The organism is Actinokineospora auranticolor, from assembly GCF_002934265.1.
In the GTDB taxonomy this organism is placed as follows: Bacteria; Actinomycetota; Actinomycetes; order Mycobacteriales; family Pseudonocardiaceae; genus Actinokineospora; species Actinokineospora auranticolor.
On the sequence record NZ_PTIX01000009.1, the window covers coordinates 139,422 to 153,208 of the forward strand.

At 71.5% G+C, this 13,787-nt stretch carries 11 protein-coding genes; 9 read left to right on the forward strand and 2 right to left on the reverse strand.

The features are described 5' to 3' along the window. Positions 1 to 22 precede the first annotated feature (22 nt). The 3 genes from CLV40_RS18095 (at position 23) to CLV40_RS18105 (ending at position 2,541) form a co-directional block, all read left to right on the forward strand. Entirely contained in the window at positions 23 to 1,027 is a 1,005-nt protein-coding gene (locus CLV40_RS18095; RefSeq protein WP_104480116.1) for a hypothetical protein, read from the forward strand. Between the two features lie 44 nt (positions 1,028 to 1,071). Then, positions 1,072 to 1,758 (forward strand): hypothetical protein, encoded by a 687-nt coding sequence (locus tag CLV40_RS18100; protein WP_374066543.1) that lies wholly within the window; start codon positions 1,072 to 1,074, stop codon positions 1,756 to 1,758. 105 nt (positions 1,759 to 1,863) lie between these two features. Continuing rightward, complete coding sequence (locus CLV40_RS18105) at positions 1,864 to 2,541, forward strand: HD family phosphohydrolase (protein WP_104480118.1); 678 nt, start codon at positions 1,864 to 1,866, stop codon at positions 2,539 to 2,541. A 93-nt stretch (positions 2,542 to 2,634) separates the two neighbouring features. Here the strand turns inward: CLV40_RS18105 and CLV40_RS18110 are convergent, their stop codons facing one another. Beyond that, positions 2,635 to 3,582 (reverse strand): heme o synthase, encoded by a 948-nt coding sequence (locus CLV40_RS18110; protein ID WP_104480119.1) that lies wholly within the window; start codon positions 3,580 to 3,582, stop codon positions 2,635 to 2,637. Between the two features lie 330 nt (positions 3,583 to 3,912). Between CLV40_RS18110 and tkt the strand changes: the two genes are divergently transcribed. The 6 genes from tkt to pgl all read left to right on the forward strand — a co-directional run bounded on the left by tkt (position 3,913) and on the right by pgl (position 12,279). Beyond that, on the forward strand, positions 3,913 to 6,021 hold the full coding sequence (gene tkt / locus CLV40_RS18115; protein WP_374065069.1) for a transketolase: 2,109 nt from the start codon (positions 3,913 to 3,915) through the stop codon (positions 6,019 to 6,021). A 29-nt stretch (positions 6,022 to 6,050) separates the two neighbouring features. Beyond that, positions 6,051 to 7,160, forward strand: coding sequence for a transaldolase (gene tal, locus CLV40_RS18120; protein ID WP_104480120.1), 1,110 nt, complete (start codon positions 6,051 to 6,053; stop codon positions 7,158 to 7,160). 50 nt (positions 7,161 to 7,210) lie between these two features. Beyond that, the gene (locus tag CLV40_RS18125; protein WP_104480121.1) at positions 7,211 to 8,836 is read left to right on the forward strand and encodes a glucose-6-phosphate isomerase; all 1,626 of its coding nucleotides are present in this window, start codon (positions 7,211 to 7,213) and stop codon (positions 8,834 to 8,836) included. Then, positions 8,833 to 10,365, forward strand: coding sequence for a glucose-6-phosphate dehydrogenase (gene zwf, locus CLV40_RS18130; protein WP_104480122.1), 1,533 nt, complete (start codon positions 8,833 to 8,835; stop codon positions 10,363 to 10,365). Before CLV40_RS18125 ends, zwf begins: the two co-directional genes overlap by 4 nt. 70 nt (positions 10,366 to 10,435) lie before the next feature. Further along, complete coding sequence (opcA, locus tag CLV40_RS18135; RefSeq protein WP_104480123.1) at positions 10,436 to 11,560, forward strand: glucose-6-phosphate dehydrogenase assembly protein OpcA; 1,125 nt, start codon at positions 10,436 to 10,438, stop codon at positions 11,558 to 11,560. Next, positions 11,560 to 12,279 carry a 6-phosphogluconolactonase gene (gene pgl / locus CLV40_RS18140; protein WP_104480124.1) on the forward strand — a complete coding sequence of 240 codons (720 nt, stop codon included), beginning with the start codon at positions 11,560 to 11,562 and terminating at the stop codon, positions 12,277 to 12,279. The genes opcA and pgl overlap by 1 nt, the downstream gene beginning before the upstream one ends. Before the next feature lie 529 nt (positions 12,280 to 12,808). On the opposite strand, the gene CLV40_RS39580 is transcribed toward pgl, so the two are convergent. Beyond that, entirely contained in the window at positions 12,809 to 13,765 is a 957-nt protein-coding gene (locus CLV40_RS39580; RefSeq protein ID WP_245931378.1) for a glycerophosphodiester phosphodiesterase family protein, read from the reverse strand. Positions 13,766 to 13,787 lie beyond the last annotated feature (22 nt).

A 13,787-nucleotide genomic window follows, 5' to 3' on the forward strand; every position in this document is an offset into this window, starting at 1 on the left:
TCCGCCGAGGAGGTGACCTGCCTTGCCCGCGGACGCCAAGGGCATCCGCACGCACCCCATCCAGGAGATCTTCTGGACCCGCACGGGGCTGTTGCTGCTCATCCTGGTCGTGGTGTCCGGGCTCTCGCTCTGGGCGTCGAGTGCCGTCGACCCCGGGGTGCCCCGGAACCTGCTGACCGCGCTGGGCACCGGCACCATGGTGTCGGCGGTGGTCGGGTTCGGCCAGACCCTCATCACCGCGTCCGCCGCCCAGCGCGCCATGGTGGCGCCGCTGGTCGAGGAGAGCCGGAAAGCGCTGCACGACCTCGCCGCCGAGTACCGCTCGCTCAACCGCGAGTTCTTCCCCACCGACGTGTTCGAGGCCAGCACCGAGCCCGACCCCGGGTTCAACGCGCTGATCATGGCCGACCTGCGGCAGACCAGGCAGGTGTGGTTCCGCGGCTTCTCCGGCCGCTACGCCGCCGCCCGCATCCTGCTCTCCCCCGGGCAGAGCGAGGTGCGCGCGGTGCTCGCCGACCCGCGCGAGCGCGGCGCGATCAGCGGCCGGGCCCGGCACCTGGCGCGCCAGCAGGGGCCGACCGCGGACTACGAGGCCATCGGGCGGTCGCTGCACGAGGAGGTGCGGATCGGACTGGTCGGGCTGTACCTGGCCCGGTCCGGGTGCGCGTCGATCGACGTGACGGTGATCGCCGACCCGCCGCTGGACCGGGTCGAGCTGTTCGACGACTGCGTGTGGCTCACCCTCTACAGCGCGGTCGCGGGCGCGCCGTCGCTCTACCCGCGCACGCTGCGGTTCTCCGAGGGCTCCTTCCTCTACGACATGCAGCGCGCCGAGTTCGCCAGGGTGCACGCCGCCCGGGACGCGCCCCGGGTCGTGATCACCCCGGACACCAGCCGCGAGGAGTTCCTGGCGCACTTCGGGAAGCTCACCGGCACACCGCTCCCCGAGGCCGAGTTCCACGAACTGGAGGCGCGGTTCCACCGGTTCCGCGCGGAGTTCTCCAGCAAAGCCGAGTTGCAGACCTGAAAGCCGTGCCCCACCCCGTAACCGAGCCTTGAGAGCTGATGCCCGTGTCGTCCGCGGTACCGGCGCTGTCCCAGTTGGCGCAGCGCATGCGAGAGATCGATCTCACCCAGCGCAGGTGGGCGGCCGTGCACGCGGGCGTGGCGTCCTGGGCCGCCACCGGGGTGTCCCAGGTGGACGGTTCGGCGCTGGCCGACGACCGGCTGCGCGGACCGCTGCTGCGATCGGTCTTGCGCAGGCACCTGCTCGACCTCGACCCGGGCCGCGCCGAGGCGCTGGTCGCCCGTTCCCGCGAGACGACGACGCACTTCGCCTGGTGCCTGCGGGACAACGCCGACGAGCCGTTCACCTTCTGGCTGCACGAGTACAAGCCGCCCGCGGACTGGCGGCCCGGCTACGCCGACTCCGTGCACAACCACCGCTACCACTTCTGCACGGTCATCCTGCGCGGCGGCTACCGGCACGAGCGCTACCGCACCACCACCGACCCCGACACGGGCCTGATCACCGCCGCGGCGCTGACCCGGCGCACCGAGTGCCGCGCCGGGGACTCCGGGGTGCTGATGGCCGAGGAGTTCCACCGGATCCCGCACGCCGACGAGGGCACCATGACGTTCCTGGTGAAGTCGCGGCCGGTGACCCGGTCGAGCCTGTCCTACGACCCCGCGACCGGCACCGGCCACCGGCACGTCCCGGTGGAGGCCAGGTTGGAGGAGCTGACGAGGCGCATCTAGACCGCCCTCCGCCGCGGCGCGGAATGCCCCGTTCGCCCACGCGCGTGGACCAACGGCTATACCATCGCCCCCGCCCGTTTGTCCAACGGAAGGGGAAGATCGGTCATGTCCGTCTCATCACCGCTGCCCGCCAGTGTCGAACATGGGGAGAGCGTGCCCCGCCACGCCGTGGACCACGTCGAGGCGCGGGTGCGCGCGCTGTGCGAGCGGTACGCGCGCAAGCTGCCCTTCCACGGCTGGCACCACGTGGGCTTCGTGCGCGACAAGTCGGTCGAGTTCGCCCGCCTGAACGGCTCGGACGTGTCCGTGGTGGAGACCGCGGCGCTGGTGCACGACGTCAACTACCTGGTGCGGCGCAACTCGCCCGCGGCGGCGGGCAGCGGCCTGCGGCGGGCCGTCCTGGCCGACGCGGGTGTCGCAGACCCGGTCGCGGAGTGGATCGACGCGCTGGTCGACGAGGCCGAGATGCGCACCAGGCACCGGCACATCTCCCGGGAGGCGCAGGCGCTCAGCGACGCCGACACGCTGTTCAAGGCGCTGCCGGTGACCCCGGTGGTGCTCGCGCACCGCTACCTGGCGGAGAACGGGGTGAGCCTGCGCGAGCTGGCGAACAAGATCGTCGGCGAGCAGCGGGGCGCGCACGACGAGGGCTTCTACTTCTACTCCCCCGCCGCCGCGGCCGCGTACTCGCGGTGGGCCACGGCGAACCTGGAGCTGTGGCAGTGCATCAAGGAGTCACTCGACGACCCCACGGTCGAGCGGCTGCTCACCGCCGTCGGGTGAACCGGCACCGCGGGTGTCGACGTGACGCAGAACATGGTGTGACCGGACGGAGTGCGCGTCGCCGGGAAGCGGCGAGAACCGGGTGGAAACCGGTCAGAACGGCCAGCCGGTGACCGGCAGGCCCAGCGCCGAGTCGACGGCGAGCGCCACGAACACGGCCGTCAGGTAGGTGTTCGACAGGTGGAACAGCTTCATCGGCTTGGCGGGCTCACCGCGCCGCACGGCCGACTCCAGCTTGTGCGCGTACACCAGGAACCAGGCGCCCGCGAGGATCGAGAACGCGGCGAACACCCAGCCGGTGGCGGGCACCAGCAGCAGCGTCCACAGGACCATGACCCACGAGTAGATGACGATCTGCTTGGCGACGTGCTGCGGGGTGGCCACGACCGGCAGCATCGGCACGCCCGCGGCGGCGTAGTCGTCGCGGAACTTCATGGCCAGCGCCCAGAAGTGCGGCGGGGTCCAGAAGAAGATCACGCCGAACATGACCAGCGCGGGCCACCCGACGTCGCCGGTCACCGCGGACCAGCCGATGACCACCGGCATGCAGCCCGCGGCACCGCCCCAGACGATGTTCTGCGAGGTCCGGCGCTTGAGGACCATCGTGTACACGAGGACGTAGAACAGGATCGCGCCCACGGCCATGGCCGCGGCCAGCAGGTTCGTCGTGGCGTAGAGCCAGCCGAAGGACAGCACGCCGAGCACCAGCCCGAAGACCAGCGCGTTGCGCGTCGGCACCGCGTGCCGGGCCAGCGGTCGGGACTTGGTGCGCTTCATCACCGCGTCGATGTCGGCGTCCACCACGCAGTTGAGCGCGTTCGCGCTGCCCGCCGCCATGGTGCCGCCGACGAGGGTGTTGAGCACCAGCCACGGCGACGGGATGCCGCGCGCGGCCAGCAGCATCGCGGGCACCGTGGTGACCAGCAGCAGCTCGATGATGCGCGGCTTGGTGAGCGCCACGTAGGCGCCGACCACGGCCCGCGCGGACCGCCGGGCCGGGGTCTCGGCGGTGTCGGCGGGCACGGGGATCACCGACGACATCTCGCTCCTCCGGGTCTGGTCCGCACTCTCGTCCTGCACCGCCGCGACCGGGTGTCGGCCCTGTCACAGCGGGGGCGCGCCGTCCGCGCGAGAGCCGCGGCGACGGGGGAAATGTTAACCGCGCGGTATCCGGGTACACGTATCGGGTGGCTGGGTGTCGCCGGCGAACGGTGGGAGATCACACGGTGGGGGTCCCACGACTACGCTGGCCGACGGACCAGGGATGACACGCGGAACGGCCGTACCCGCCGCCCCCGGGATCGATAAAGCCCGGGTGCGCAAGACTGTGGTCCGCCGAACCGCCCGATGGGAAATGGGAGCTGGAAGTCCGTGTCCGTCAGTAGTGAACTGCCCGCCGAACTGACCGAACTCACCCGAGCGACGCTCCCGGATGACTGGACCGACCTCGACCGGCGCGCCGTCGACACCGTCCGGGTGCTCGCCGCCGACGCCGTGCAGAAGGTCGGCAACGGCCACCCCGGCACCGCGATGAGCCTCGCGCCGGTGGCCTACGCGCTCTACCAGCGGGTCATGCGCCACGACCCGAGCGACCCGCACTGGATCGGCCGCGACCGGTTCGTGCTCTCCGCTGGCCACTCCAGCCTGACCCAGTACCTGCAGCTGTTCCTCTCGGGCTACGGCCTGGAGATCGAGGACATCCAGGCGCTGCGCACCTGGGGCTCGAAGACCCCGGGGCACCCGGAGGTGCGCCACACCGCCGGTGTCGAGATCACCACCGGGCCGCTGGGCCAGGGCCTGGCGTCCGCGGTCGGCATGGCCATGGCCGCCCGCCGCGAGCGCGGCCTGTTCGACCCGGACGCGGCGGCGGGCGAGAGCCCGTTCGACCACCACGTGTACGTCATCGCCTCCGACGGCGACATCGAGGAGGGCGTGACCTCCGAGGCGTCGTCCCTGGCCGGGCGCCAGGAGCTGGGCAACCTCACCGTCGTCTACGACGACAACAAGATCTCCATCGAGGACGACACCACCGTCGCCCTGTCGGAGGACACCGCCAAGCGCTACGAGTCCTACGGCTGGCACGTGCAGGTCGTCGAGGGCGGCGAGAACGTCACCGGCATCCTGGACGCGCTGGCCGCGGCCAAGGCGGAGACCACCCGCCCGTCGTTCATCCTGCTGCGCACGGTGATCGGGTTCCCGGCGCCGACGCTGCAGAACACCGGCAAGGCGCACGGCGCCGCGCTGGGCACCGAAGAGGTCGCCGCGGTCAAGAAGATCCTCGGCTTCGACCCGGAGCAGAGCTTCGTCGTCGAGCCGGAGGTGCTCTCGCACACCCGCGAGGCGGTCAAGCGCGGCGAGGCGGCGCACGCCGAGTGGCAGACGTCGTTCGACGCGTGGAAGTCGGCCAACCCCGAGCGGCACGCGCTGCTGGTCCGCGCGCAGGCCTACGAGCTGCCCGCGGGGTTCGACGAGGCCCTGCCGACCTGGGAGCCCGACGCCAAGGGCGTGGCGACCCGCAAGGCCTCCGGTGACGTGCTCAACGCGATCGGCGGGCTGCTGCCGGAGCTGTGGGGCGGCTCGGCCGACCTGGCGGAGAGCAACAACACCACGATCAAGGGCGCCGACTCGTTCGGCCCGCCGTCCGCGGCGACCAAGCACTGGAACACCACCCCGTACGGGCGGACCCTGCACTTCGGCGTGCGCGAGCACGCGATGGGCTCCATCCTCAACGGCATCGTGCTGCACGGCCCGACCCGGCCCTACGGCGGCACGTTCCTGGTCTTCAGCGACTACATGCGACCCGCGGTGCGGCTCGCGGCGCTGAGCAAGCTGCCGGTCACCTACGTGTGGACGCACGACTCCATCGGTCTCGGCGAGGACGGCCCGACGCACCAGCCGATCGAGCACCTGGCCGCGCTGCGCGCGATCCCGGGCCTGATCGTGCTGCGCCCGGGTGACGCCAACGAGACCGCGGCCGCGTGGCGGACGACGCTGTCGCAGTCGGACGCCCCCGTCGCGCTCGCGCTGACCCGGCAGAACCTGCCGGTGCTGGCGGGCACCAAGGAGAAGGCGCGCGAGGGCGTGGCCAAGGGCGGGTACGTCCTCCTCGACTCCGAGGGCGAGCCGCAGGTCGTGCTGATCGGCACGGGGTCGGAGCTGCAGATCGCCGTCGAGGCCGCCGAGGTGCTGGCCAAGGAGGGTGTCGCCGCCCGCGTCGTGTCGCTGCCGTCGGTCGAGCTGTTCGACGCGCAGGACAAGTCCTACCGCGACTCGGTCATCCCGCCGTCGGTCAAGGCGCGCGTGGTGGTGGAGGCGGGTATCGCCCAGCCGTGGCACAAGTACACCGGCGACGCGGGCGAGATCGTGTCCATCGAGCACTTCGGCGCGTCGGCGGACTACCAGACCCTGTACCGCGAGTTCGGCATCACCACCGAGGCCGTCGTCGCCGCCGCGCGCAAGTCCGTCGCCGCGGCTTCCTGATCCGCCCGACCTCAAGAGGGAGGCACGAAATGACTGACATCCTCAAGCAGCTCTCCGACGCCGGGGTCTCGATCTGGCTCGACGACCTCTCCCGGGAGCGGCTCACCTCCGGCAACCTCGCCGAGCTGATCCGCGACCAGCACGTCGTCGGCGTCACCACCAACCCGACGATCTTCGCGTCCGCGCTGGCGGACGGCGAGGCGTACGACGCGCAGGTGCGCGAGCTGGTCGAGCGGGGCGCGGACCTCGACGCCGCCGTCCGCGAGCTGACCACCTCGGACGTGCGCAACGCCTGCGACCTGTTCCGCGACGTGTTCGCCGCCAGCGGCGGCGTCGACGGCCGGGTGTCGATCGAGGTCGACCCGCGGCTGGCGCACGACACCGACGCCACCGTGGCCGAGGCGCTCGACCTGTGGAAGGCCGTGGACCGGCCCAACCTGCTGGTCAAGATCCCGGCCACCGAGGCGGGCCTGCCCGCGATCACCCGGGTGATCGCCGAGGGCGTCAGCGTGAACGTGACGCTGATCTTCTCGGTCGAGCGCCACCGGGCCGTCATGGACGCGTACCTGGCAGGCCTGGAGCAGGCCAAGTCCAACGGGCACGACCCGCGCTCGATCCACTCCGTCGCGTCCTTCTTCGTGTCCCGTGTGGACACCGAGGTGGACAAGCGGCTCGACGCGATCGGCACCGACGAGGCCAAGGGCCTGCGCGGCCTGGCCGCGGTCGCCAACGCCCGGCTTGCCTACGCCGCCTTCGAGGAGACCTTCTCGGGGGCGCGCTGGGAAAGCCTGGCCGAAGCGGGGGCGAACAAGCAGCGTCCACTGTGGGCGTCCACCGGCACCAAGAACCCGGACTACCCGGACACCCTCTACGTCGACGAGCTGGTCGTCGCCGCGACGGTGAACACGATGCCGGAAAAGACCCTGCGCGCGGTCGCCGACCACGGCAGGATCACCGGTGACACCGTGACCGGGCGGGCCGCGGAAGCCAAGGACGTCTACGACCGGCTCGCCGCCGCCGGGATCGATGTCGACGACGTCTACCGCGCCCTGGAGGACGAGGGCGTGGACAAGTTCGAGAAGTCCTGGGCGGAACTGCTCGAGACCGTCCGCGGTCAGCTCGACCGTGCTAAGAGCTGAACGCACAGGTTTTTCTCATGAGTGATACCAGGAGAGGCTGACGCCACGTCATGGCAGAGCACCTTGGAGATGTCGCAGTGACCATCGTTGACGAGCGGCTCACCGAGGAGGCCGCCCCGCTCGTCCGACAACTCGTCGAGGAGCGGGTGGCGTCCGCGCTCACCGCGGCGGACCCCACGCTGTGGGGTCCGGCCGCGGAGTCCGAGTCGGCCATCCGGCTCGCCTGGACGACCCTGGCGGAGACCTCCCGCCCCCTCCTGGCCGAGATCGACGCCCTCCGCGCGGAGTTGCACGCGGAGGGCGTCGACCGGGTGGTCCTCGCGGGCATGGGCGGTTCGTCGCTCGCCCCCGAGGTCATCACCGGGACGGCGGGCGTGCCGCTGGTCGTCCTGGACACCACCGACCCCGGTCAGGTCGCCGACGCGCTGGCGGGCGAACTTGCCCGTACCGTGCTGGTGGTGTCGTCCAAGTCCGGGTCCACTGTGGAGACCGACAGCCACCGCCGGGTCTTCGCCGCCGCGTTCGCCGCGGAGGGCATCGACCCGGCGTCGCGCATCGTCGTGGTCACGGACCCGGGCTCGCCGCTGGAGAAGTCCGCCACGGAGGCGGGCTACCGGCGGGTCTTCCAGGCCGACCCGAACGTGGGCGGCCGGTACTCGGCGCTGACCGCGTTCGGGCTGGTGCCCGCCGGGCTGGCGGGGGCCGACGTGGCCGCGCTGCTCGACGAGGCCGCCGCCGCGGCGGTCGTGCTGTCCCAGGACAGCGCGGACAACCCGGCGCTGGTGCTGGCCTCGGCGCTGGGCGCGGCGCACGCGCGCGGCGCGGAGAAGGTCGTGCTGGCCGACACCGGCTCGGGCGTCAAGGGCTTCGGCGACTGGGCCGAGCAGCTGGTGGCCGAGTCCACCGGCAAGGAGGGCACCGGCCTGCTGCCGGTCGTCGTGGAGTCCCCGACGGCCCCGGGCTTCGCCGACGCGGGTGACGACGCCACGGCCGTGGCGATCGGCGCCCCCGGCGGCGGCGCGCGGATCGCGACCCGGGGCAGCCTGGGTGGCCTGATCCTGCTGTGGGAGTACGCCACGGCGATCGCGGGCAGGCTGCTCGGGATCAACCCGTTCGACCAGCCGGACGTCGAGGCGGCCAAGAAGGCCGCGCGGGCGCTGCTGGACTCCCCGGGCACCGAGGAGCGGGCACCGGCGCTGGTCGAGGGACCGGTCGAGGTTCACCCGTCCGAGGGGTTGTTGCCGGAGGGCACCACCACGCTCGCGGGCGCGCTGAACGCGCTGTTCGCCGCGGCCCCGGCCGCCGGGTACGTCTCGCTGCAGGTCTACCTCGACCGGCTCGACGACGCCTCGGCGACGCTGCTGCGGACCGAGGTGGCGCGCAAGACCGGGCTGCAGACCACTTTCGGGTGGGGGCCGCGGTTCCTGCACTCGACCGGCCAGTACCACAAGGGCGGGCACCAGAACGGTGTCTTCCTCCAGGTGACCGGCGCGTCCGAGGTGGACGTCGAGGTCCCCGACCGCCCGTACACCCTGGGCGTGCTCCAGCACGCGCAGGCGCTGGGCGACGGTCAGGTGCTCGTCGAGCACGGCAGGCCCGTGCTGCGGCTGCACTTCACCGACCGCGCGGCGGGTCTGGCGCGGCTGGTCGAGGCGCTGGCGGAGGTGGGCGCGTGACCGCCAGGACGTGGGTCAACCCGCTGCGCGACGAGCGCGACAAGCGGCTGCCGCGGATCGCGGGCCCGTGCGGCCTGGTGATCTTCGGCGTGACCGGTGACCTGTCCCGCAAGAAGCTGATGCCCGCGATCTACGACCTGGCCAACCGCGGCCTGCTGCCGCCGGGCTTCTCGCTCGTCGGCTTCGCCCGCCGGGACTGGGAGGACCAGGACTTCGGGCAGGTCGTCTACGAGGCGGTCAAGCAGCACGCGCGGACCCCGTTCCGCGACTCGGTGTGGGACCGCCTCGCCGAGGGCTTCCGGTTCGTGCAGGGCTCCTTCGACGACGACGCCGCGTTCGACAAGCTGGCCGAGACCGTCAAGGAACTCGACGAGCTGCGCGGCACCAGCGGCAACCACGCGTTCTACCTGTCGATCCCGCCGGGGGCGTTCCCGGTGGTGACCAAGCAGCTGGCCCGCTCCGGCCTGGCGGGCGCCAAGCCGGACGAGTGGCGGCGGGTGGTCATCGAGAAGCCGTTCGGACACGACCTGGCCAGCGCCAAGCAGCTCAACGGCGTGGTCAACGACGTGTTCCCCGAGGACTCGGTGTTCCGCATCGACCACTACCTCGGCAAGGAGACGGTGCAGAACCTGTTGGCGCTGCGCTTCGCCAACCAGCTGTTCGAGCCGATCTGGAACGCCAACTACGTCGACCACGTGCAGATCACCATGGCCGAGGACATCGGTCTCGGTGGCCGCGCGGGCTACTACGACGGCATCGGCGCCGCGCGCGACGTCATCCAGAACCACCTGCTCCAGTTGCTCGCGCTGACCGCGATGGAGGAGCCGGTCTCCTTCCGCCCCAAGGCGCTGCGCACCGAGAAGATCAAGGTGCTGGAGGCGACGAAGGCGGTCGGGCCGTTCGGCGAGACCACCGCGCGCGGGCAGTACCTGGGCGGCTGGCAGGGCGGGCAGAAGGTGCCCGGTCTGCTGGAGGAGGAGGGGTTCGACAAGAACTCCACCACCGAGACCTTCGCCGCGATCACCCTCGAGGTGAACACCCGGCGCTGGGCGGGGGTGCCGTTCTACCTGCGCACCGGCAAGCGCCTGGGCCGCCGGGTCACCGAGATCGCGGTGGTGTTCAAGCGCGCCCCGCACCTGCCGTTCGACGACACCGCCACCGAGGAACTGGGGCAGAACGCCCTGGTGGTGCGGGTGCAGCCGGACGAGGGCGTGACCCTGCGGTTCGGCTCGAAGGTGCCGGGCAACGCGATGGAGGTCCGGGACGTGTCCATGGACTTCAGCTACGGCCACGCGTTCACCGAGTCCTCCCCGGAGGCCTACGAGCGGCTGCTGCTCGACGTGCTGCTCGGCGAGCCGTCGCTGTTCCCGGTCAACCAGGAAGTGGAGCTGTCCTGGGAGATCCTGGAGCCGGTGCTCAAGCACTGGGCCACCGCCGGTAAGCCGGAGGGCTATCCATCGGGCACCTGGGGCCCTGATTCCGCTGAGAAGATGCTTTCCCGGACCGGGCGTCATTGGAGGCGACCGTGAGTTTCCCCGCTACTCCCGCGATAGATAGCCGACCGGGTGCGGGTGTCCCGCGAGGGCACAGGAGGCGACCGTGATCATCGACCTGCCCTCGACCACCACCTCGCAGGTCAACTCGAAGCTGGTGCACCTGCGCGAGCAGGGTGGCGCCACGGCGTTGGGCCGGGTGCTCACGCTGGTCATCGTGACCGATGACGGCGCGAAGACCGAGGACGCGATAGACGCCGCGAACGACGCCAGCCGCGAACACCCCTGCCGGGTGATCGTGGTGGCCCGCGGCGCGCGCAAGGCCGCGGCCCGGCTGGACGCGCAGATCCGGGTCGGCGGCGACGCCGGTGCCAGCGAGGTCGTGGTGCTGCGGCTCTACGGCGCGCTGGCCGACGAGGGCGCGGGCTGCGTGATCCCGCTGCTGCTGCCGGACGCGCCGGTCGTGGCGTGGTGGCCCTTCGAGGCGCCCGCCAAGCCCGCGGAGGACCCGATCGGGCGGCTGGCGCAGCGCCGGATCACCGACTCGGCCGCCGAGCGCAACCCGATCAAGGCGCTGGAGGTGCGGCAGAAGCACTACACCGACGGCGACACCGACCTGGCCTGGACCAGGTTGACGCTGTGGCGGGCGGTGCTGGCGGCGTCGCTGGACCTGCCGCCGTACGAGAAGGTCACCGCGGCCACGGTCACCGGGGAGGGCGACTCGCCGTCGACCGACCTGTTGGCGGGCTGGTTGGCGGCGCGGCTGCGGATCCCGGTGAAGCGGGCCAAGGCGGCGACCGGCCAGGGGATCGTCTCGGTCGTGCTGGAGCGCAAGTCGGGTGCGGTGGAGCTGGTCCGCCCCGACGGCAAGGTGGGCACGCTGACCCAGCCGGGCCAGCCCGCCCGCCGGGTCGCGCTCCAGCGGCGGGAGGTGCGCGACTGCCTGGCGGAGGAGCTGCGCAGGTTGGACGCGGACGAGCCGTTCGAGGAGACGTTGCAGGGGTTGGGCAAGATCGTGCGGGGTCGTACGCCGGTGAAGGTGCCGTCGAAGGCGCCGGTGCCGGAGCAGGCGGGTACCCCGGCGGTGAGCGCGGCGGACGCGGCGTCGGCCGCCGAGGACGCGGCCAAGCCGTCCCCGAAGTCCAACGGCAAGGCGGGCAAGACCTCCGCCAAGTCCGGTTCCCGCACCGCAGGCACCCGCCAACCCGTGAAGAGCGGCAAGGGGAAGTAATGAGCGAGCAGAGCGTTGTCGTCCACCAGTCCGCGGAAATCCTCGCCGCGGCCACCGCGGCTCGCCTGATCACCACCCTGACCGACCTGCAAGCCACCCGCCACGTGGTCGCCATCGGCCTCACGGGTGGGCGGACGGGGATCGAGGTGCTGAACCAGGTCAACAAGAGCCCGGCCCGCGACGCGGTGGACTGGTCCGCCGTGGAGATCTACTGGGGCGACGAACGCTTCCTGCCCGCCGGGGACCCGGAGCGCAACGAGACCCAGGCCCGCACGGTCCTGTTGGACCACGTCCCGGTCCCGGAGTCCCGCATCCACGCCATCCCCCCGTCCGACGGCGACTTCGGCGACGACCCGGACGCGGCGGCGAAGGCGTACGCGGAACTGATGACCGGGGTGGCCTTGGACGTGCTGCTGGTGGGGGTCGGGGAGGAAGGGCACACGTTGTCCGTCTTCCCGGACTCCCCGGCGGTCCGCGAGGGCAGGGCCACGGTCATCGCGGTGCGGGACTGCCCCAAGCCGCCGCCCACGCGGGTGTCGCTGACGCTGCCCGCCGCCCGCCGCGCCTCTCAGGTGTGGCTCGTGACGGCAGGCGAGAGCAAGGCGGAGGCCGTGACGGCGGCCTTGTCGGACGCGTCGGAGACGGACATCCCGGCAGCGGGCGCGACGGGTCGGGACATCACATTGTGGCTCGTGGACCGAGCGGCTGCGGGACGGTAGTTCGGGTAGGACTGGACGCACAGAGGCCGGTGGGCGGATGTTCCGCTCACCGGCCTCTGTTTGTCCCCGCTACGCCCTGCCCGTTTCAACGCGGCCGAACCGCAATCGGAACGGGATGGGTCGTTCGATGCTCGTCTCACGCTGCGGGCCAGACAAGCGCCGGGCCGGGTTGATTGGTCTGACCCCACGCGAAAAACATGGGCGGCCTCGATCGGGCGAACTTGCTTTGCGCGGGGCCCCTACGAGCCTGCGGTGGGGAAAAGCGGTGGGAGGGGCAAGCCCACCCCACCCGCGGGAGAGCTTGGCAGGCTCGTCCCCCCACGCAAAGCAAGTCCACCCAATCAAGGCGTATGACGGGGGCGCGTTGCGTTCGGTGGGGGCTGGGATCCTGCGGCGGTTACGGGGCGGGTCCGGTGTGGCCAAGTCACGTCGAGGTAGAGCGGGCACGCGAGCGGCGGTTACGGGGTGGGTTGGGAGAGAAGAGTGATGGGTGGGGATGGGGGCAGGAGTTCGGCGGCGGTTGGGATGCCTAGCGCAGGCCGTTCTTCTTGGCCACGGCGATCAGCAGGTCCGGGTCGTCCGAGATCAGGCCGTCCACGCCCAGGTCGATGACCCGCTGCATGGTCGGTTCGTCGTTGACCGTGTACGGAACGACCTTGAGTCCCTTGCGGTGCAGGCCTTCGACGTCCGGTCCGTGGAAGTACGCCGGGTTCTGCCGCAGGTACCAGTCCGCGTCCTGCACCGTGCCCTGCGCCGGGTCGTGCACCTGCCAGTTCGCCGACACCGTCGACGCGCCCGACTGGCGCACCAGCCGCGCCAGGTCGCGGGTCTTCCACCAGTCGAGGCCGCCGGTCCAGGGCGACTTCACCGACGGGTCGCCGTAAACCGCCCGCAACGAGCACTCGTCGGCGATGGTGGCGCACTCTTCCGGGCCGTACTGCCACACCAGGGCCACCGTTTCCAGCGACGGTAACAGCTTCTTCGACAGCTGGATCGTGCGCCAGTCGAAGGACTGCAACGTGACCCGGCTCGTGAAGCCCGCGCGGCCGATCTCGCCGACCACCTTGCGGGTGAACACGTCGTACGGAGCCGTGTCGTCCGCCGTGGGGCTGATCTTGGTCTCGATGTTCAGCCGGATGTCCGTCCGCCCACTCGCCCGGACCGCGCCGAACACCTCGGCCAGCGTCGGAATGCGCTGACCCGGCACAGCTTGCTGCTTGGGGAACTCCGGCAGCGTCTTCACACCGCAGTCGAGCGTGCGGATCTGGGCCAACGTCAGGTCGTGCACGCGCTTGCCGACATACGGGAACTCCGGGTCACCCGCTCGGGCCGGCGCCGTGTCGACGCAGTGCGCCCCGTTGATCGTCCGGTCGTGCAGCACGACGACCGCGCCGTCCTCGGTGATCCCCGTGTCCAACTCCAAAGTGGACACAGCCGGGTTCGCCAGCGAATAGGCGAAGGCCGCCAGGGTGTTCTCCGGCCGCACGGCCCGCCCACCCCGGTGCGCC